The 19,951-nt window shown below is 31.1% G+C and carries 21 protein-coding genes; 9 read left to right on the top strand and 12 right to left on the bottom strand.

What is annotated here, in order from left to right; translation table 11 throughout:
- Position 1: 1 nt before the first annotated feature.
- Positions 2 to 484 carry an NUDIX domain-containing protein gene (locus tag ACY2LT_RS02205; RefSeq protein WP_491816069.1) on the top strand — a complete coding sequence of 161 codons (483 nt, stop codon included), beginning with the start codon at positions 2 to 4 and terminating at the stop codon, positions 482 to 484.
- Positions 472 to 1,323: a glycosyltransferase family 2 protein gene (locus tag ACY2LT_RS02200; RefSeq protein WP_491816067.1), complete on the top strand. Its 852-nt coding sequence runs from the start codon at positions 472 to 474 to the stop codon at positions 1,321 to 1,323. Before ACY2LT_RS02205 ends, ACY2LT_RS02200 begins: the two co-directional genes overlap by 13 nt.
- Here the strand turns inward: ACY2LT_RS02200 and ACY2LT_RS02195 are convergent.
- Positions 1,320 to 2,624: a tetratricopeptide repeat protein gene (locus ACY2LT_RS02195; RefSeq protein WP_491816066.1), complete on the bottom strand. Its 1,305-nt coding sequence runs from the start codon at positions 2,622 to 2,624 to the stop codon at positions 1,320 to 1,322. The genes ACY2LT_RS02200 and ACY2LT_RS02195 overlap by 4 nt on opposite strands.
- A gap of 188 nt (positions 2,625 to 2,812) precedes the next feature.
- A complete protein-coding gene (locus ACY2LT_RS02190) occupies positions 2,813 to 3,301 on the bottom strand; it encodes an HNH endonuclease (protein ID WP_491816064.1) in 489 nt (162 codons plus the stop codon).
- A 185-nt stretch (positions 3,302 to 3,486) separates the two neighbouring features.
- Here ACY2LT_RS02190 and ACY2LT_RS02185 point away from each other — a divergent pair, with 185 nt between their 5' ends.
- A complete protein-coding gene (locus ACY2LT_RS02185; RefSeq protein WP_491816063.1) occupies positions 3,487 to 4,647 on the top strand; it encodes a 5-(carboxyamino)imidazole ribonucleotide synthase in 1,161 nt (386 codons plus the stop codon).
- Positions 4,648 to 4,660: 13 nt separating this feature from the next.
- Here ACY2LT_RS02185 and ACY2LT_RS02180 read toward each other — a convergent pair whose 3' ends face one another.
- The 6 genes from ACY2LT_RS02180 to ACY2LT_RS02155 are packed head-to-tail and all read right to left on the bottom strand — an operon-like array spanning position 4,661 to position 8,598.
- The gene (locus ACY2LT_RS02180) at positions 4,661 to 4,873 is read right to left on the bottom strand and encodes a hypothetical protein (RefSeq protein WP_491816061.1); all 213 of its coding nucleotides are present in this window, start codon (positions 4,871 to 4,873) and stop codon (positions 4,661 to 4,663) included.
- Complete coding sequence (gene mltG, locus ACY2LT_RS02175) at positions 4,866 to 5,870, bottom strand: endolytic transglycosylase MltG (protein ID WP_491816059.1); 1,005 nt, start codon at positions 5,868 to 5,870, stop codon at positions 4,866 to 4,868. The genes ACY2LT_RS02180 and mltG overlap by 8 nt, the downstream gene beginning before the upstream one ends.
- A gap of 3 nt (positions 5,871 to 5,873) precedes the next feature.
- The gene (locus tag ACY2LT_RS02170; protein ID WP_491816057.1) at positions 5,874 to 7,064 is read right to left on the bottom strand and encodes a sigma-54 interaction domain-containing protein; all 1,191 of its coding nucleotides are present in this window, start codon (positions 7,062 to 7,064) and stop codon (positions 5,874 to 5,876) included.
- 4 nt (positions 7,065 to 7,068) lie between these two features.
- Positions 7,069 to 7,695 (bottom strand): rhodanese-like domain-containing protein, encoded by a 627-nt coding sequence (locus tag ACY2LT_RS02165; RefSeq protein ID WP_491816056.1) that lies wholly within the window; start codon positions 7,693 to 7,695, stop codon positions 7,069 to 7,071.
- The gene (locus ACY2LT_RS02160) at positions 7,695 to 8,063 is read right to left on the bottom strand and encodes a J domain-containing protein (protein ID WP_491816054.1); all 369 of its coding nucleotides are present in this window, start codon (positions 8,061 to 8,063) and stop codon (positions 7,695 to 7,697) included. Before ACY2LT_RS02160 ends, ACY2LT_RS02165 begins: the two co-directional genes overlap by 1 nt.
- A gap of 4 nt (positions 8,064 to 8,067) precedes the next feature.
- Positions 8,068 to 8,598: an LOG family protein gene (locus ACY2LT_RS02155; RefSeq protein WP_491816052.1), complete on the bottom strand. Its 531-nt coding sequence runs from the start codon at positions 8,596 to 8,598 to the stop codon at positions 8,068 to 8,070.
- A 134-nt stretch (positions 8,599 to 8,732) separates the two neighbouring features.
- Here ACY2LT_RS02155 and ribH point away from each other — a divergent pair, with 134 nt between their 5' ends.
- The 4 genes from ribH to ACY2LT_RS02135 are packed head-to-tail and all read left to right on the top strand — an operon-like array spanning position 8,733 to position 13,751.
- A complete protein-coding gene (ribH, locus tag ACY2LT_RS02150) occupies positions 8,733 to 9,206 on the top strand; it encodes a 6,7-dimethyl-8-ribityllumazine synthase (protein WP_491816051.1) in 474 nt (157 codons plus the stop codon).
- 1 nt (position 9,207) lies between these two features.
- The gene (gene porZ, locus ACY2LT_RS02145) at positions 9,208 to 11,442 is read left to right on the top strand and encodes a type IX secretion system anionic LPS delivery protein PorZ (protein ID WP_491816049.1); all 2,235 of its coding nucleotides are present in this window, start codon (positions 9,208 to 9,210) and stop codon (positions 11,440 to 11,442) included.
- A gap of 13 nt (positions 11,443 to 11,455) precedes the next feature.
- A complete protein-coding gene (locus ACY2LT_RS02140; protein WP_491816047.1) occupies positions 11,456 to 11,812 on the top strand; it encodes a hypothetical protein in 357 nt (118 codons plus the stop codon).
- A gap of 49 nt (positions 11,813 to 11,861) precedes the next feature.
- Positions 11,862 to 13,751, top strand: coding sequence for an ABC-F family ATP-binding cassette domain-containing protein (locus ACY2LT_RS02135; RefSeq protein WP_491816046.1), 1,890 nt, complete (start codon positions 11,862 to 11,864; stop codon positions 13,749 to 13,751).
- On the opposite strand, the gene ACY2LT_RS02130 is transcribed toward ACY2LT_RS02135, so the two are convergent.
- A complete protein-coding gene (locus ACY2LT_RS02130; RefSeq protein WP_491816044.1) occupies positions 13,752 to 13,946 on the bottom strand; it encodes a hypothetical protein in 195 nt (64 codons plus the stop codon).
- Between the two features lie 87 nt (positions 13,947 to 14,033).
- Here ACY2LT_RS02130 and ACY2LT_RS02125 point away from each other — a divergent pair, with 87 nt between their 5' ends.
- On the top strand, positions 14,034 to 14,723 hold the full coding sequence (locus tag ACY2LT_RS02125) for a hypothetical protein (protein ID WP_491816042.1): 690 nt from the start codon (positions 14,034 to 14,036) through the stop codon (positions 14,721 to 14,723).
- A gap of 81 nt (positions 14,724 to 14,804) precedes the next feature.
- Here ACY2LT_RS02125 and ACY2LT_RS02120 read toward each other — a convergent pair whose 3' ends face one another.
- Entirely contained in the window at positions 14,805 to 17,360 is a 2,556-nt protein-coding gene (locus tag ACY2LT_RS02120; RefSeq protein ID WP_491816041.1) for a PAS domain S-box protein, read from the bottom strand.
- 125 nt (positions 17,361 to 17,485) lie between these two features.
- Complete coding sequence (locus ACY2LT_RS02115) at positions 17,486 to 17,728, bottom strand: CDGSH iron-sulfur domain-containing protein (RefSeq protein ID WP_491816040.1); 243 nt, start codon at positions 17,726 to 17,728, stop codon at positions 17,486 to 17,488.
- Between the two features lie 185 nt (positions 17,729 to 17,913).
- Between ACY2LT_RS02115 and hrcA the strand changes: the two genes are divergently transcribed.
- The gene (gene hrcA, locus ACY2LT_RS02110) at positions 17,914 to 18,942 is read left to right on the top strand and encodes a heat-inducible transcriptional repressor HrcA (RefSeq protein WP_491816038.1); all 1,029 of its coding nucleotides are present in this window, start codon (positions 17,914 to 17,916) and stop codon (positions 18,940 to 18,942) included.
- A 100-nt stretch (positions 18,943 to 19,042) separates the two neighbouring features.
- Here the strand turns inward: hrcA and ACY2LT_RS02105 are convergent, their stop codons facing one another.
- A complete protein-coding gene (locus tag ACY2LT_RS02105) occupies positions 19,043 to 19,933 on the bottom strand; it encodes a T9SS type A sorting domain-containing protein (protein WP_491816036.1) in 891 nt (296 codons plus the stop codon).
- Positions 19,934 to 19,951 lie beyond the last annotated feature (18 nt).

Genomic DNA, 19,951 nt, shown 5'->3' with positions numbered 1-19,951 from the left:
AATGAATTACAAAACTAAAACTGTTCAGGTTCATATTATTCGCTTTAATAAAAAAGAAGAAAAATATGAACAATTAATTCTTAAGCGAAATGAAAATGCAAAGCCATATCCAAATGTTTGGCAAGTAGTAACTGGTCGTATTGAAAAATTTGAAACTCCAATTGAAACAGCAATTAGAGAAGTATTCGAAGAAACTGGGATTGTACCAATAAAATTATGGAACTTGCCTTATTTAGCTTCATTCTACAATTATCGCGAAAATGAAGTTAATTTTTCACCGGTTTTTGTTTTTGAAGTATATGATGATGCAAAAGTTAATATTTCACAAGAACACTCGGACTTCAAATGGATTGGTTTAAATGATATTTCAAAACATGTAATGTTCCCAAGCCACGTTATTGCTTCTGATTATATAGAAAAATATATTCTTCACAACGAAAATAATCATTTCTACTTAATTGATGAAAGTATATGGAAAAAATAATTGCTTGCGTAGTAACATATAACAGGCTCGATTTATTGAAGCAGGTAATTGATGGACTTAGGAAGCAAACTCACCAAATTGATGAAATAGTTGTTGTCAATAATGGTTCTAATGATGGAACCTACGAATGGTTATCTGAACAAACCGATATTACTACAATTACTCAGGATAATCTTGGAAGTTCAGGCGGACAGTATACAGCTTCAAAATATGCATATTCAAAAGGTGCTGACTATATTTGGTTAATGGATGATGATGTAGTAGCAAAACCAAATTGTCTGGAAGTTTTACTGAAATATTGTGATAAATATGATATTTTATGCCCATTACGATATAATATAGAAGACGTTTATCTAAATGATGTAAAAAAAATTTCTCTTGATAATCCTTTTAAAAGCATATGGAGAGAAATTATCTCAAAAAATGACTTAGCTAATGAAACAATACCAGTTGAAGCATTTACTTTCGAAGGACCACTAATTCATAAAAATGTATTCGAAAAAATAGGTCTTCCCGAAAAAAAATTTTTCATTTATGGGGATGATACTGAATTTTCGGTTAGAGCCTTAAAGAATAATTTCCGAGCTGCTGTAATAAGAGATGCTATATTCATTAGACTTATAACTCCCGTTCCTGACAAGGCTAAATTTACCTGGAAAACTTATTATATGGTTCGCAACTTATCTGCTATTGACAAGCTACACGGAAACGGATTTGTTCCCTATTTCAGACCGATTGGCTATTTTTTGACTTTTTTGCGAACTGTTGAGAATTTTGAACATCTCAAAACTTTATTCAAAGCATTAATTGATGGCTATAAATACAAAAGTGCTAATTAAGCCTCAACAGGCAATCCATTTTTTTTCAACCATTGTCTAATTTGCATTGAATTATTAGAAGCGGGAGCAAGTTTCAGAAACTGATTAAAATCTCTTGCTGCATCTGAGAATTTATTATCCGCACGAAAAGCACTACCTCTATTGAGATAACCGAATGGATTATCGGGCTTTATCTCAATTGCTAATGTAAAATCTTCTTGTGCTTTCTTATAGTATCTTAGCTTCATAAAGCAATTACCTCTACCAATATATGCCTGGTAAAGTCTTGGATTTATAGTTATTGCTTTACTATAATCTTTGATAGCTTCTTTGAAGTTGCCAAGTGCATAATTAGCATTTCCACGTCCTAAATATGCATTAGCAAATTTTGGTTCAATTTCGGCTGCTTTATCATAATCCAGAATCGCATCGAGATATTTTTTTGAATTATAGTAAGCATTTGCTCTATTATAATACAAAACAGATGAATTAGGATTAAGATGTATAGCACGTGTATAGTCTTTTGCGGCTTCTTCAAAATTTTTCAAAAAGAAATTAGCAATTGCCCTATTGCTGAAGATGTCAGGAACAGGTATCTCATTTGCTATTAAGAAATCGAAGTCTTTGAGAGCCTTATCGTATTGTTTTAGTTTGATATACGTCAAAGCTCTGTAATTATATGGCATAGGTTCATTAGGCTTTAATGCAATAACAGTTGAAAAATCCTCAATAGCATTTCTATACATTCCTAATGCACCATAAGCAATGCCACGAGAAATAAAAGCTGTTTCATTCGATGGCTCCATTGCGATTACTTTTGAGTAATCATCAATAGCCTCTTTGTATTGTTTCAATTCAAAAAATGTGTTTGCCCGATAAAGAACAGCTTCAAAATATGTAGGATTTAGATCAATCGCTTTATTGAAGTCTTCAAGCGCTTCACGGTATCTCTTTAATTTTAAAAAGCATACCCCTCTTTTAAAATAAGCAAAAGGAAAATCAGAATTTAAAGCAATAGCAGAATTAAAATCCTCAATAGCAGCTTTGTAAGATTTCATCTCTAAGTATATTGAACCGCGCTTGAAATAAGCAAAAGAAAGATTTGGATTTAAAATAATTGCATTATTTAAATCGCTTAGTGCATCATCCAGTTTATTTATGTTAATATAAACTTGAGCTCGCTTAAAATAACCATACGCCGCACGTGGATTAATTTCCAAAGCTTTGCGGTAACATTCCAGTGCTTTTTCTGTTTCACCAGATTTTACAAATTGGTCGCCCCTATCTATCCAAAGTTCTGATTCTTTTAGTGTTTCGTTCATCCAAACTCCATAAATTCAGTAATAAAGTAAGCAATAAATATACCAATAATATCGATTTATCTTGTAAATTCTTTAATATTAGACGTTGAAATTTGAATAAAATTAGCTTAATTAAAAAGAGAGAAGAAAATATTAGCGATTATTCAATTTTTCGCTTCATTAGAATATAACTTAATAATCACACAAAATCACATAAAAAGAAACTTGTTCCAGCTATCTTCCGACATATCAGCAAACTGTTTTAATAAATGAATATGGCATAGCTTTTTAGGTTTGTTTAAAAGTTTCATTCCAGCCTCTTCAGGTGTTCGATTGCCTTTTTTTGAATTACAAGAATGGCAAGCTGTAACAAGGTTCTCCCAAGTGTCTTTTCCTCCACGCGAACGTGGCAATACGTGATCAATAGTAAGGTCAGACTTCGTTTTACCGCAATACTGGCATTGATAATTATCTCGCCTCATAATATTTTTTCGCGAAATTTCTATGAAGTTCGAAGGACAGCGAACAAAACTAAACAATCTAATGACGCTTGGATACGGGAAAATATTTGAAATTGTATGAATATGCATACCATTTCTAACTTCAATAATTTCAGCTTTCATTAGCAAACTTAGGATAATTGCTTTACGAGGAGAGCAGACACTAATAGGCTCGTAACCTTGATTTAAAACGAGCACTCTACCATTAAGAACAGATTTTGTTGAATTGTAACTTTGTGTTTTTTCAGCTATTTGTGATTGATAACTGAATTTTTCAACTCCTAAAAAAAATTAATAATATTCTAAAATACAAATAATATTTTTGTAAAAAAAGTGTTTGACAAAAAATTAATTATTTTAATAATAAATTAACGGAATAATTTATGCTTAAATCGAAAAAACACGAAAAAACATTTACAGTAGGAATACTTGGCGGCGGACAACTTGCAAAGATGATGGCACTCGATGTTTATCGCTTGGGCTTAGAAGTAGCAATTATTGAAAATGGCACAAATTCACCAGCCGGGGATATGACAAAACTCGAATTTACTGAAGGATGGCATAACAAACGGAATCTTGATGATTTCATAAATGCTTCCGATATTATTACATTAGAAAATGAATTTATTGAACCAGAAATACTTGAATATATAGCAAACTTTGTAGATGTCTTCCCTTCAGCAAAAACTATGCGATTAGTTCAGGACAAATTTAATCAAAAAACTGTGTTTTCTGAAAATCATATTCCGGTGCCTGATTTTGCATCAATTGATACGATAGAGGAGGCATATCAATTTGGAGAGCGTTTCGGCTATCCATTCCTTATTAAAACAAGGACACTTGGATACGATGGATATGGCAATTATTCAGTAAAAAATACTGATGATATTAGCACTGCTTTTGCTAAATTTACTTTAAATGGCAAGCAAAGAAAACTTATGGCTGAACGCTTTATTAATTTTAAGCGTGAACTCGCAGTAATGGTTGCACGTAGCCTGTCTGGAGAAATTGCTGTTTATCCAGTAGTTGAAACTATCCAAGAAAACCATATTTGCAAAGTCGTATTAGCTCCGGCTGATATTTCAGAAGAACAACAAAGTAATGCACAGAAAATCGCAATAAAATGTGTTGAAAGTATTGATGGTATTGGTGTTTTCGGAATAGAAATGTTCGAAGACAGTAATGGAAAAATACTTGTCAATGAAATTGCTCCAAGACCACATAATTCAGGTCATTATACAATAGAAGCGTGCAGAACATCACAATACGAGAATGTAATTCGTGCAATCACTGGTCTGCCACTCGGATCCACCGAAATGATTACACCAGCTGCCTGTATGGTAAATTTGCTTGGCGAAAGAGATGGGATAGGCATCCCGACAGATATTTCAAAAGTATTAAGTTACGGTAATATCAAATTACATCTATACAACAAGAAAACCTCAAGAAAAGGAAGAAAGATGGGACACGTTACTGCACTTGGGAAAACAACAAAAGAAGCTTATGATATAGCAATGTCAGCAGCTCAATCAATAATTTGGTAGAAAGCCAAAAGAATTATTGCTCACTATTTTTTTCAATTTTTTTTAGCATTCTTTGCATAATAAATTTGAATGCTATACCAGCACATATAACAAAAATACCGCCAACCATCAATATTGTTTCATTGATGATTATTCCTGCAACAATAAACGCTAAGCCTGCAATTACATTAGAAACAAGTATCATTATTGATGCAGAGCTGATTTTCTTTTGAACAGAATTAACCATTTTTTCGTCCAATATTTTTTCTATATAAAGAGACGTTTTTCAAGTGTTCATCATAATTTCGAGCAAAATTATGCGTCCCAGAACCATCACCTTTTGCAACAAAGAAAATGAAATTATGCTTTTCATAATTAATAACAGCATCAATTGAACTTTTGCTTGGGGAATTAATCGGACTGGGCGGTAAACCAATATTTTTATAAGTATTATAGGGGTTCTCGTAATTCAAATCGGAATATGTTAAACGTGAAAACTTATTCAAAGCGTACTGAACAGTTGGATCTGCCTGTAGAGGCATACTTTTTTTTAATCTATTAATATACACACCAGCAACTTTTGGTCTTTCTTCAGAAACTGGAGTTTCTGCTTCGACAACTGAAGCAAGAGTAATTACTTGATGTCGGTTCATTTCAAGTGGCAGGATTTTTCCAGCAAAACTTTTTTGCCAAACTTTTTCAAATTGATTAACCAGAAAATCTATGATTTCTTCTTCACTTTTACCATAATCGATAAAATACGTATTAGGGAATAAATATCCTTCTAATGTAGTTGCTGGAATATTATATTTCTGAATGATTTGTGAAGAGTTGGCTAAATGTACAAACTTTGCACTATCAATATCAAGCTCTTTTTTGAAAATTGAAGCATACTGTTTTATATTCATACCTTCGGGCATAGTTATTTTTTTCTTAAAAACAAATTCCCCGGTATATAGCCCGAAAAAAAGCTTGAAATTACTTGTGTTAGGTGGAATAATAATAGTTCCTTGATTAATGGTTTTATTTTTAGGAATTACCACACGTGAAATAATCAAATAGAATTCTTTAGGCTTTAAATAATCTTGCTTATTCAATTCATCAATAATTTTTGAAATAGAATAACCTCGGTCGATCTTAACAACAACGCTTTCACTTTTATTGGGAGAGTAGAAAAGCGAGTACAAAAAATAAATTGTAGTAATTAATAATAAAGCAAACACTATCAGAATGAATTTTTTCATATATTATTTTATACCGTATTCGATAAGTTTTCTATAAAGCGTTCTTTCGCTAATTCCCAACGCACGGGCAGCCATTCTACGATTATTGGAAAATTTATTTAAAGCAGCAATTATCATTTCTTTTTCAATTAATTCTAATGGTTTTATTGTGATTTCATTTTCAGAAATTTCATTCTGAAAATTTAAATTTTGTTTTAAAGAATGAATTTCTTCAAACAACAAATCAAAATTACCCGCAATTCTTCCTAAAAAATGCTTGATGTCTGCAATATCGTTTTTAATTTCTAAAATTGATTTGAAAATTATGCTTGTTTCATTATCAGGCAAATCTTTAGAAATAGCAACGATTGAGTTTGTTTTAGGAATTTCCCCGGGTTTATGCTCCGGAAGAGCTGGAGGAATATATTTAAGTAATACTTCCCGAGTAATAAAAGCACCTTTTTCTAATGTAACTATTGTTTCTACTAAATTTTTTAATTGTCTGATATTCCCAGGCCAGGGAAGCGATTTTAATATCGTAATCGCTTCATAAGAAATGCCTTCAAATTTGAATTTATATTTTTCAGCAATACGTTCAGCAAAAAATTCAACCAGCAAAGGAATATCCTGAACGTGTTCTCTTAATGGAGGAAGTTCTATTTGAACGGCATTTAGCCTGAAAAATAAATCCTGCCGGAAATTTCCTTTCGAAACTTCATCTTCAAGGTTGCGATTTGTAGCAGCAATTACACGCACATCAACTTTTCTTATTTCAGGTGAGCCAAGCCGAGAGAATTGCCCTGTTTCGAGCACACGCAACAATTTTACTTGTGTTCCTATTGGCATCTCTCCAATTTCATCGAGAAAAATTGTTCCCTTGTCCGCTGTTTCAAAAAAACCCTTTCGTGTTTCAACTGCACCAGTATAAGCCCCTTTTTCACTACCAAAAAGTTCAGATTCAAGCAAAGTTTCAGGAATAGCTCCACAATTGACACTAACAAAGGGAAATTTTTTACGGTTACTTAATGAATGAATTGCATTCGCAAAAACTTCTTTGCCTGTCCCAGTTTCACCTGTGATAAGAACAGTCAAGTCAGTAGGAGCAACCATTTCCAAAATTTCTATGGCTTTTTGAATTTCAGGCGAATCGCCAATAATACCGTATCTTAATTGCAGTAAATATCTGAAATCACGCTTAATATTTGTATCATCCATTAATTTAACTCCTTACCTTGGCACTCCATTCTTCCCAACCACCTTCGTATAGAAACACTCTTTTAAAACCGAATGAAAATATCAATTTTTCAGCCAGATGATGGCTTATATCACAAGAACCACCATCACAATATACAATAATTGTTTTATCTTTAGGAAGTGATAAAATTTTAGGAATTAGAGTTGATTCTTCCTCATAAGCAAAAATGTTTATTGAATTTGGTATATGAGCTGTTTGATAAGCTTCAGGCTGGCGTGCATCAATAATGATAAACTTATCAGATTCTACAATTCTTTTCATCTGCTCAAAAGAGACAATTTTAAAATTCCCTTTGCTCTTTGCAGTGATTTCATCATTATCATTCGTGATATTTTTATTATTTTCAGAAAGGCTATCTTTAACAATTGCTTTAACTGTATCTGTTTTTAAAATAGGTTGATTAAAAATTGTATCATTCTTGGTTTGTTCAATAATACCTGTATCGTTAAACAAAAGGGAATCTGCCACAATTTCACTTTTTTGACGGAACCAGCCAAGACCATTCGGATTTAAAGCATTATAAATGATGGCAATTACAATTGAAAATGAAATAATAATTAAGGACTCATAAATGACTTTTTTACTTAACATTAAAAACCTCTTTTCTTCCTCAACAAGTTATAAGCTTCATTAATTTCCTTAGTCTTTTGTTCTGCCAATAATCGAATTTCTTTTCCTAAATTTTCGACTTTGTCTGGATGATACTCTTTCATTTTAGATAAATATGCTCTTTTAATTTCATCGTTCGAAACTTCAGGTGAAATTTCTAAAATTGCAAAAGCTTTTTTTTCATCTAAATCAACAGTAAAATTATTTTTCCAATTATTTTTATTATCAGATAAATTATCGAATTCTTTCTTTAAGTTATCATCGATATCAATATCTAAAAAATCACTACTATCAGCTGAATTTAATTCTGCTTTCAAAATATTTTTAATTCTATCAAAAATCTGCTTCATTTAGTTATCCAAAGTATTTGCATACATTATCAATAACATCATCTATTGTTTCAGCATAATCAATTAAATAAGAACGTTCAAGAAGAGCTTCCGAATAAAAAGACATAGTCTGAATAACTTCATTCCATTGGTCACCGTAACATACAATAGGCTTATTTTCCTTCATTACTCCCTTTTCTTTCAATGCCCATACGGCAGCGAACTCAAGAAGTGTACCTGTTTCCCCCGGCATCACAATATATGCATCACCTATTTCTATTAATTTATTAAGTCTATCAAAATAATCATTCAATCTTATTTCTTCATTTATATATTCATTAGGTTGCCTATTTTTAAAAAAGTCAGTTGTAACTCCAATACGTCTGATATTATAATCTTTTGCTCCTCGCAGCACAGCTTCCATTATGCCTGAATATCCACCAGTAGCGATATGAAAATTCTTTTCTCCAAGTAGTTTACCTAATTCCATACCACTACAATATTCCGGCATGTTTTCAGTATAAGTACCACCGCCAAAAACAGTAATAATTGGCATAATAACACCTCAAAAAAAATACAATTTATTAGACGTAATTGAATATTCTTTATTAACAAAGATAAATAACATAGTTGAAAAATTAGTCTATTTTTTTATATATTTGCAAATATGAATTAAGAGGAAATATCAAAATGGCTAAAATACTTGAAGGCTTTTTTAGCGCAAAAGGTAAAAAGTTCGCAATTGTTGTTTCTCGCTGGAATCAGTTTATTGTTGCCAAAATGCTTGATGGAGCTTTAGATGCTCTTAAAAGAAATGAGGTCAATGAAGAAGATATAACAATTGCATACGTTCCTGGTGCATTCGAAATACCTCTTGCTGTAAAGAAATTCGCTGCAACAAAAAAGTATGATGCAGTAATCGCAATTGGTGCCGTCATTCGTGGTGCCACTCCACATTTTGAATACATAGCTTCGGAGGTTACAAAAGGAATTGCTATTAGTTCATTAGAAACAGGTATTCCCTGTATTTACGGGGTATTAACTACAGATTCAATAGAACAGGCAATTGAACGTGCTGGTTCAAAATCTGGGAATAAAGGCTTCGATGCAGCAATGAGTGCAATCGAAATGGTTTCACTTTTTGATAATCCTGAATTCAAATAAAATGTCAAAAAAATATCTTTTTTTAGTTTTTTTATTATTTTGCAAATCAAGCATATTTTCACAAGATCTTCTTTTGTTTGATTGGCAACTATACACTTCATTTAAAAACATTACTGCTTCAACAGTTGATGATTCTGGTAATCTATGGTGTGGTACGAATGGTGGAATTTTTGTATATAAGTCGTTAGATAATAGTTTTAAAACTCTCAATTCAATGAATGGGATATTGAGTAACAATGTTTCAGCTATTCATTTCGATCCCGTTTCTAAGCTAATTTTTGCTGGTTTTTCCAATGGGATAATTGAAATTTTCACAAAAGATTTTAAAATTCAGCACATTACTAGTATTTCAACAAGTGATTTTCCTAACTTAAAAATAAACAAGATTATTTCGCATAATGGCTTTTTATACATTGCAACTGGCTTCGGAATAGCTGTATATGATATTAATAGAGAAATTTTCACTACAAGTGTTGTCAAAATCGCTAATTGGGATAGAACAGAAAATATCAACACTATTCACATTGTCAATAATAAAATTTGGGCAGCTTCAAAAAGTGGAATTGCTTCTTGCGACCTTACCAAATTCATTGAAATACCGAACAACTGGGAAATTATTGAATTCCCGTCAACTAACAAAAATATTGTAGGGATAACATCTTTTCAAAATCAACTGCTTTTTTGTAATCCACAAGAAGTATTTGCAATTGATAATAATTCAATACAAAGTATTGCTCAAGTAAATAGCGAAATACTTGAACTAATTTCGAATGAATATTCCTTTTGGATTATCACACGAAATGGCATTATTGACAAAGATGGCAAATATTTCTACACTAATGAATGCAATGGCGGATTTATTAATAATAGTTTAATGCTTGCTAATACAACCTCTGGTGTAGTAATTATTCAAAATGGAAATTCAAGTGAGCCAATTTCACCAAATTCACCATCAAATAATACTTTTTCGAGCCTTGCCATTGATGAAAACGGAGTTTTATGGTCCACAAGTGCCCACTTGCAAGCACTTTTTTATAAAGGTGGGCTCACCAAATTTGAAAATGGAGTTTGGGAAAATTTTTCGTCTAAGGAATTCCCAATTTTTATAACTGATAATTTTTATAACGTTGCTATTATTAACGGCATCCTTTATAGTAGCAGTGTCGGTGGAGGCGTTGCTTATTGCAACCCTTACCAAAGACCATTGCAATTTTCATTTCTTTCGGAAAGAAATGAAAAATTTGTCGGAACAAAAACCGAAAGTGACACTTTTCTATTTGTTGGGGATTTCAAATCTGACTCTAAAGGAAATGTTTGGTTCACTAACTGGGGACAGCAAAGTGCTGGACCAATTCTTTTAGCAAGAACGAATGACGGAAAATCTTATCCTTTTTCCAATTGTTATAAATCAGATGAACGGCGTATTTTAAAACTTGAAATTGATAACTTTGGGACAAAGTGGATAGGTTCATATCCGGGAGAAGGTATCGGAATCTTTTACTTTAACGAAAAAAATACATTCGAAAATAATTCCGATGATGTTTGCGGAATGATTTCAACTTCAACATTTTCATCTTTGCCTGATAATTCACCTACTGTTATCAAAAAAGACCCGAATGGATGCTTATGGCTGGGATTCAGACAAGGTTTGAGTATTATTTTCAATCCTTCTGCTGTATTATCGAAAAATCAACTAATTGTACGACAAATTAATCATTTAAACAATCAGTATATTAACGATATATTGATGGACCCAACTGGCAATGCTTGGATTGTAACACAAAACGGAATTTACATAGTTTCGTATAATACTTTTGAATTAGTTAAAATAATAAACACGAGCAATTCTCCGTTAAAAACAAACAATATTTACTCTATTTGTGGAAATTTTGAAAATGGAACGATTTATTTTGGTTCTGATAATGGACTATATTCTGTTAAAACCAATATAATTGAACCGAAAGATAAATTCGATATATTATGTTATCCTCAACCATTTAAATTAAATAAAGACGAATATTTGTCTATTGACGGGCTTGCATCTAATACAGAATTAAAGATTATCACCGTTAATGGTGAATTTGTGCGTTCATTGCAAACAACCAGTAGAAAGACTTATTGGGATGGAAGGGATGCAAATAATAAAAAAGTATCAAGTGGCGTCTATTTTGTTATTGGTACATCCGAAACAACAAATTCAACAGGTGTTCAGAAAATTATTGTAATAAATGAATAATATTGGAGGCTGAATGGGAAACTTATGGTACAAATGTAAGGGTGAGGTTTGGTGCGACCTTTTTAAATTAGATATGGAACATCCAGTTCTTAAAACAGCTGAGGGAGTATATATTATCTGGACAGGTATTAACGAAAGGAAAGTATTGAAAGTCGGCTCTGGATTAATTCGTTCACAGTTGATGACAGCGCGTCAAGATGTAACAATTAATGCTTTTGCTACTCGCGGAGTATTTGTTACCTGGAGCGAAGTAGGTAAAGTTAAAAGAGATGGCGTAGAAGCATATTTAATTAATTCACTTTCTCCATTATTTGTTGCATACAAGCCAAAGGCGATACCAATCAAAATAAAACTTCCTTGGGAAGAATAGTTTTTTTCTATAATATTTTTTTCAACCGAAAATCTTTCTTCGGAATGTTATGGTATTGTTTACAGTAAATAATTTGACAAAAAAGTTCGATAAAATTACACTTTTCGAAAACATTTCGTTTGGAATGAATTTGTCCGATAGAATTGGATTAATTGGAAGAAATGGAATTGGTAAATCTACTTTGTTGAATATAATTGTTGGAAACGAAGATGCTGACGAAGGAGAAGTGATTTTTAATAAAAACATATCTTATGGCTTTCTTGAACAAAATCCATTGTTTAATTCAAAACTAACAGTAATTGAAGAAGTATTAGATGGAAGAAAGCAAGATTTTGAATTATTAGAGAGATATAATGTCCTATGTAGCAAAAAACTACTTCCTAACTCAAACGAACATAATGAATTGCAACATATTTCTCAAAAAATTGATGAACTTGGCATTTGGAATTTAGAAAGCGAAGCAAAGTCTATTGTTTCAGCACTTGGAATTTCTGATTATTACAAACTTTGTTCAGAACTTTCCGGTGGACAACGTAAACGTGTAGCATTGGCAAAATTGCTTTTTTCTAATGCTGAATTACTAATAATGGACGAACCAACAAACCACTTAGATACTGATAGCATTCAATGGTTGCAGGATTTTATTATTAAAAAATCAAAATCTTTATTATTTATTACACACGACAGATATTTTTTAGATGCAGTTGCAACTAAAATATTAGAATTAGATGAACAAAAAATATTCTGGTATGATGGTGATTACGAAGATTATCTTGAAAAGAAAACAAATTACATAGATACTATAAACTCAACTGCTGAACATACAAGAAGTAAATTAATCAAGGAACTCGAATGGTTAAAGAAAAGCGCTCCCGCACGCAGAAAGAAACAAAAAAGCCGACAAGATTGGATTAGCAAAATCTCTGCTGAAATCAAAAAAATAGAAGAGAAAAAAATAAAAATCGAGTTGGGAAAAACCTATTTAGGTAACAGAATTATCGAAGCTCACTATATTTCAAAATCAATAAATGGCAAACTTCTGTTCGAAAATTTCTCATATATTGCAAAGCCGGGTGATAGGATTGGTCTAATCGGTCCAAATGGCTGTGGTAAATCAACTTTACTGAATATTTTAGCCGGAATTGCCAAACCTGACAGTGGAACAATAAAAATTGGCGACACTATTAAAATTGGCTACTACAAACAAGAACTAACTGAACTTGATGAGAATAAAACTGTATTAGCCACTTTGCGCGAAATTGCTGAATATATCGATTGCGGAGTTGGACGCGATAGGTATCTAACAGCCCGTGATTTGCTCAATAAGTTTCTATTTCCTCCTGAACAACATAACGCATTTGTTTCTACACTCTCGGGAGGAGAACGTCGAAGACTGTCATTATTGAAAGTTCTTATGCAAAACCCAAATGTAATCTTGTTGGATGAACCTACTAACGATTTAGATATTCAAACTTTAAATTCATTAGAAGAATATTTAGAAGATTTTTATGGTGTTCTTCTTATTGTTTCTCACGATAGAGCTTTTTTAGATAAAACAGTTCAATTCATTTTTGCTTTCGAACAAAATGGCAAAATAAAAGAATATCCGGGAAATTACTCCTATTACTTGGAAAACCGTGAAATACCGGCTACTGAAAAAGCATTGAAAGAAAACATTTCTAATAAGCCTAAATCAGAACTAAAATCAAAAAAAGTAAGCTACAAAGACAAAAAGGAACACGAAAGTTTATTTTCTGAAATCGAAGAACTTGAAAAGAATAAATCTTCAATTGAACTTAAAATTGCTTCGTTAAGTAGCAGTAATTTTCAGGAAATGAACCAACTATATTCTGAATTAAACAATATAGTTCAACAAATCAATCAGAAAACTGAACGATGGTTGGAACTCGATGAATTAATTAATTCCGAAAAAAAATGATTATTGTTCCTGCTCTTGCATCAGTTGCTCAATGTGTTTACGAATCGTTTCTTCCATTTTGTCCTGAACTTCCTGGTGCTCTTCACCTTTTATTACTAAACCAAGTTGTGGACAGTAAGATGAATAGTCGTTTTCTCCTCGGCGTCTGATCAACAGTTCGTAATCTTTTCTATTAATACTATTAGATTTTTCCATATCTTTTAATAAATTATATTACAAAATAATTGGCAAAATTATGATTTTTTTACTTATTTTGTGAGAAAAAAATAGTATAGGATAAATATGAAAAAATTGCTATTTACTTCTTTGATTTTTATTCTTATTATTAATGGCATTAAAGCAGAACAAACAAAAGAATTTAGCATAGGACCATATCTTGGTTACAAAGCAGGGGTGAGTGCAATTAATACTCCGTTAGGAAGAAAAAATGGATTAAGCTTCAATAATATTCCTGATTTTGGTGTTTGTTCGTACTTTCCGCTTTCAAAAAACGAGAACATTGGATTTAAATTCGATATATCGTATTCATCATATTCATATATGATGATTTCGGCGCATAAAGATAAAACTGAATACAAACTGTCGCATAATTATTTATCTTTTGCACCCAACTTTTATTTTAATAACTTTCTATTAGGATTGTCATATCTGGTTCCTTTGAATTCAGAAGTTGAAGGTTCAAACATAAAAACAAAAATCCAGAATAATGCTTTGGAACTAAAAATTGGATATGAATTTCCAATATATGTAGATAATTCAGGTGAATTAAATGGATTTGTAAGTGGTGGATATTTCTTAAGTGGAGTGTACAATAATTTTCCCAAAAATGATCCACTTAAATCTTTGCTTCCTGCTGACGAAAAAGTTACTAATATTCATAATCCAAGAATTGCTTCTATTCAAATTGGATTTAATTTTATGTTTAACTTAATAGAAAAGCCAAAAACTGAAATTCCTGAAGATATTTATTAATCACTAACAAGAATTCCATAATTTTTGATCATTCTCTGTTTGCAGAAAAAACAAGAGAACAAGTATGTAATAACTGTATCATTAATACATTGGTAAAGAAAAATATACTGTTGTTCCAACTCCAGCTTTACTTTCTATCCAAATTTCGCCATTTTGTTTTTCAACAAATTCTTTGACAATAATTAACCCTAATCCTGACCCCTTTTCGTTTGCAGTTCCTTTTGTTGCTTCAATATCAGAAATACTAAATAATTTTTCTAATTTATCCTCTTCAATTCCAACTCCGTAATCTTTTACGAAGAAAACTGAATACGGTATCTTTTTATCGTTAAAATGCTTGAAAATCACCTCAGAGATTCCGATTTCAATTTTACTATCGTTACTTGAAAATTTAATTGCATTGGTTAACAAGTTGCGTAAAATGGTAGAAGTCATTTCAAAATCACAAAGGACAAAAGACTTGTCAGGAATACTATTGACTATTTGAATATTTTTATTCTGAGCAAGAGGATGCACAAGAGAAACAACTTTATGAGCAATTTCTGTAATATCAAGAAGTTCTGAATGAACTTGGAAATGCCCCATTTGAGCCCGAGACCATTGAAGGAGATTTTCAAGAAGATTGTATGTTGATTGCGATGCTTGTTTCATATTTGTAATCAATTCAATTTTCTTGGTTTCACTAATTCTGTCGTAATAACGAATTAGCATTTCAGAATTATTTAAAAGTGTTAAAAAAGGATTTTTCAAATCGTGTGCAATGATTGAGAAAAATTTGTCCCGAGAAGCAATTGCATCTTGAAGCTCTTCATTTAATCGAATTATTTTTTCAGCATCTTGCTGCATTTGCTGATTAAGCAATTGCAGTTCGTAATTGGAATTGCTTAGGTTTTGCAATGCCTTGTTTAATTCTTCTGTTCTATTTTCTACAATTTGTTCTAATTCATTGTTAATTTCTCTTAACTTATCTTCTGCAATTTTTCTTTCTGTTATATCAAGTAAAGAAAATATCAAGTGCTCAGTTCCCCTAATAATAATTAATTCACAAAATACCAGTATATTTCTAACTTCTCCATTAGGTAGTTTCATTATTGTTTCAAAATTTCTAACAAAACCATCTCTATTCAATTTATCAACTATTGTATAATAATCAGAGGGATTACACCAAAAAGAAAGTTCATCAACTCGCTTTCTGATTACATTTTGATTCGAATTAAAAACTTGAATAAATGTTTCATTAATATCTTTAACAATATTAGTCCCCTTTTCAACTAAAAATTTTATTAAAGGACTTGAATGAAAAATGGTTTTGAAAATTTCTTGACTTTCTTGGAGTTTTTCAGTAATAATTTTTAAAGGAGTAATATCTCTTCCAACACACAGATATTGCAAACCTCCATTATTGCCTTTTATTAATCTAATTTTCCATAGTATGAATGTTGTTGAACCATCCAACTCAATTTCTTGCTCATAAGATATTTCAGTTTTCTCTCCCAAATTAGCAAATAACTTTGAAATCTGTTCCTTATCAGAAAAAATTGATAGAAAAGAATTAGCAAACTCTTTTTTGTTAAAAAATTTAGTGAAAGAATCACTTCGATAAATATAATTAAAAGAGCTATCGATTTTAACAATAAAATCAGTGATATTGTTTACTAACAGACGATATTTTTCTTCTCTTTCTCTAATTTCTTCTTCAATAAGATATTTTTCTGTAATATCACGGGTTATCCCCATGATTCCAATTGGCTTAAGATTTGAATCTCTGATGAAAGTAACAACTGCTTCAGTAATAACTATTTTGCCATCCTTCCGTATTTCTTTGAAGCGAACATCCACATATCTATCTCTATTATCCGGATACTTTGCCTCTATTTCGAATTGTTCCTCTAATAGTTTCATAGCATAATTGTAAGATTCAGGAGTAAGCAAGTCTGTAGCTTTCTTATTTTTTCTTTCTTCTATCGTATAACCATAGATTCGTTCAACTGATGGAGATAAGAAAATGTAATTCAATTTTAAATCTGTCATCCAAATAAAATCTTTGGAATAATCAGTAATTAGTTTAAACTTATATTCAGATTCTTTTAATTCTCTAAGCAATTTACGTAATTCTATTTGATATAGAATTATTTTTCCAATCAGTACAGTAGCTAACGGATAAAATACAATAACCGTAATTGAAATAGTTTTAAGAGTATCAATAGCTAATTTTGACGGAAGAGTAAACATCAAGATTAGCATAGCAAGATGAACAACTATTCCCAAAAAATAGAGATTTTTTATATTTAGTTTTATTTTCCTCTTTTCCACTAAATGATAAAAAATTAATCCAATAAGAAAAGAAGAGGCGATAACAGATAAACCTGTAATTGCACCAATCCCACCTATATAAATTCTACCTATTGCAGTAATTATTGCAGAAATTAATCCTGCTAATGGACCATAAAAAAGAGCACACAAACTAATAATAACGGACCGACCATCAAAAATTAATCCCGGCTGCAAGACAAAAGGATAAAAAACCCCAAGCAGAGCTACTATACCAAATATTATTCCTTGAACAACTTTACCAAGTTTAGTATTTGTCTTCCAAATTGAATCTACAAATCCAGAAACAATACTCGCCGCAATCAATAGGCTTAGATTAAATATAATTTGTATTATTATCAAATGTAAATTCCCATTTCATTAATACTAACTGCTATTTTTAATATACTCATTATTCAATTAATAGTAAATAAAGCTAAGATTAATATTTTTTAAATATTATTATGTGTTCCATCACAATATGGCGGCCTCTTTGTTTTTTTACAGCCACATAAATAATACTCCTTTTCAGCAAATACTTCGAATGGCACAGAACGGAACTCTCCTTTTTCTTTATGAGAGCCATCACAAAATGGTTGTGTTTTTGATTCTCCACACTTGCACCAATAATATTTTTTGCCAGGTTCTAATTTTACACGGTATGGTGATTTCTGAGATACTTTCGGGTCGTCCATTTTCATCTCCTGATATTTTGGTTAAATAAGGGAAAATATCTACTGAATATTAACTAATCTTTTTGCTAAATATTGTAACAATAAATAACATTTATTACTATATTTACTGATAATCATAAAATAAAAGTTTATTCGTTACTTAATTAATAATATCGGTATGTTATTAGATTGTTCAGCTTAATAATATGAATGAAATTGGAAAAGAACTGTCAGAACGTGAACGTGAAATATTGATGCAAATTGTTAGACTATATATATTAAAGGCTTCTCCTATTGGTTCACGAACACTCTCGAAATATCTGGAAGGTGAATTAAATTTAAGTCCCGCCACCATAAGAAATGTAATGGCAGACCTTGAGGAATTAGAATACATTACCCATCCCCACACTTCTGCCGGTAGAATCCCTACTGATAAGGGGTATAGATTTTACGTTGATTCGATTAATGATTACATACAAGTAAATGAAACAGAAATAAACAAAGTCAAAGAAAATCTTTCAAGCACAGATACATCAAACATATTACGAGATACATCTAAAATTTTAGGGATGCTAAGCAATTATTTAAGCTTAGTGAAAATACCTAAAATCATTGACTGCAAAGTGATAAAGCTCGATATTATTAAAATAAGTTCTAATAGATTATTAATTGTATTAGCTCTTGATTCAAATATTGTAAGAACAATTTCTTTAGAAGTAGATTATGAAATTGATGAAAAAAATCTATTTCAGATAAATCAATATATTAATGAAAAAATTTCAGATAAAACCATTAAGTTTATTAAAGATAATTTTCATAATTTGATTTCTGATTATCCATCGAAAAATATTCCATTATTGAGATTATTCACTGAATCGTTAGACGATATTTTCACCACAAAAAATCAGGATCAATTGCTTGTAGCTGGAACTCAAAATTTGTTACAATACCCGGAATTTGAATCAAAAGAACGTATAAAAAGTATTATTGAATTAATTGAAAATCAGGATATTGTAATTCACTTGCTTGATGAATACGAAGAACCAGGCAATGTAAAAGTACTAATTGGAAGTGAAATGAACGATAGCATCTTAGATGAATATGCATTAGTAATAAGTTCTTATAAATTAGGTTCAAGCTTTGGTTCAATTGGACTTATTGGACCAAAAAGGATGAATTATCCCAAAATTATTTCCTTAGTTAAGGCTGTATCTGCTGCTCTTTCCTCGACTTAGTTTCTTGTTTAGCATTAAGGTGAATTTTATTAACTTATTAAACATTTGGGGCGTAATAACATACGCCCCCAATATAGATAATCAAATAATAAAACTAAAATCAATTTGATAAGTTAATCTTTGTTACACCAATTTGCTTGTTAGATTTTGCAATTACTAAATACATCCCATTTATGAAACTACTGAAAGGAACATATACATTCTCTTGCTGTCCATGAGAGAAAACAGACTTTGAAAAAACACTTTTACCATCTAACGAAAAGACATTAATTTCAATATTATCAAGAATATCATCTGAAGAAAGTATTAAATAATCTCCGTTTCTCACAATATTAATCCCATCAAAAGCAAACTTCTTCTCTTGATTAGACGTGATTAGATAATTACAAAAAGTTTGACGAGATTCGATATCGACAGCAGGAGAGATAAAACCACGATTACCAGAGAGTTGAATATATGCTGACCAGATTGGAATATTAAGTGGCAACTCATCGAAATCAGAATTATAGAAAAGTCCAAGATTGAAAGATTCAGGTTCTTCGCCAGAATTCGCAAAATCAAGATATGGCTGACAAGTATTGAAGTAAATATTAGCACTATCACTATCGAACCATTCAAGGTTATCAAAGTAATGTTCGCTTACATACGGAAAATCTTCCGGATCAATTTCATTTGGAGTAAAAATCTGAGACAAATAAACAAACATTTTAATAGTTCCAACAACAACTTTTGTTGTTGTATCTTGACCATCAATAAAGCCATAAATCCAGAAATTAGCTTTACCCGTATTCAAATCGTATTTTAACTGACCTAATGATTGATCATACATAAAAGTAGTACTAATAAAAAATAATTTTGGTTCTGTAAGAACAGTTGAAGCCGCATCATAAGCAGAATTATAACCTTCTTTTGCAGTAAAATACTCAGTTATTAGTTGAGCATTTACTAATGGTGTAAAAAACAAAAATAAAATAAGTAGTAACTTTTTCATTTCAGACCTCCAATAGAG

Source organism: Eximiradius proteiniborus, assembly GCF_058546985.1.
This window is presented reverse-complemented; position numbering and strand designations above follow the sequence as displayed.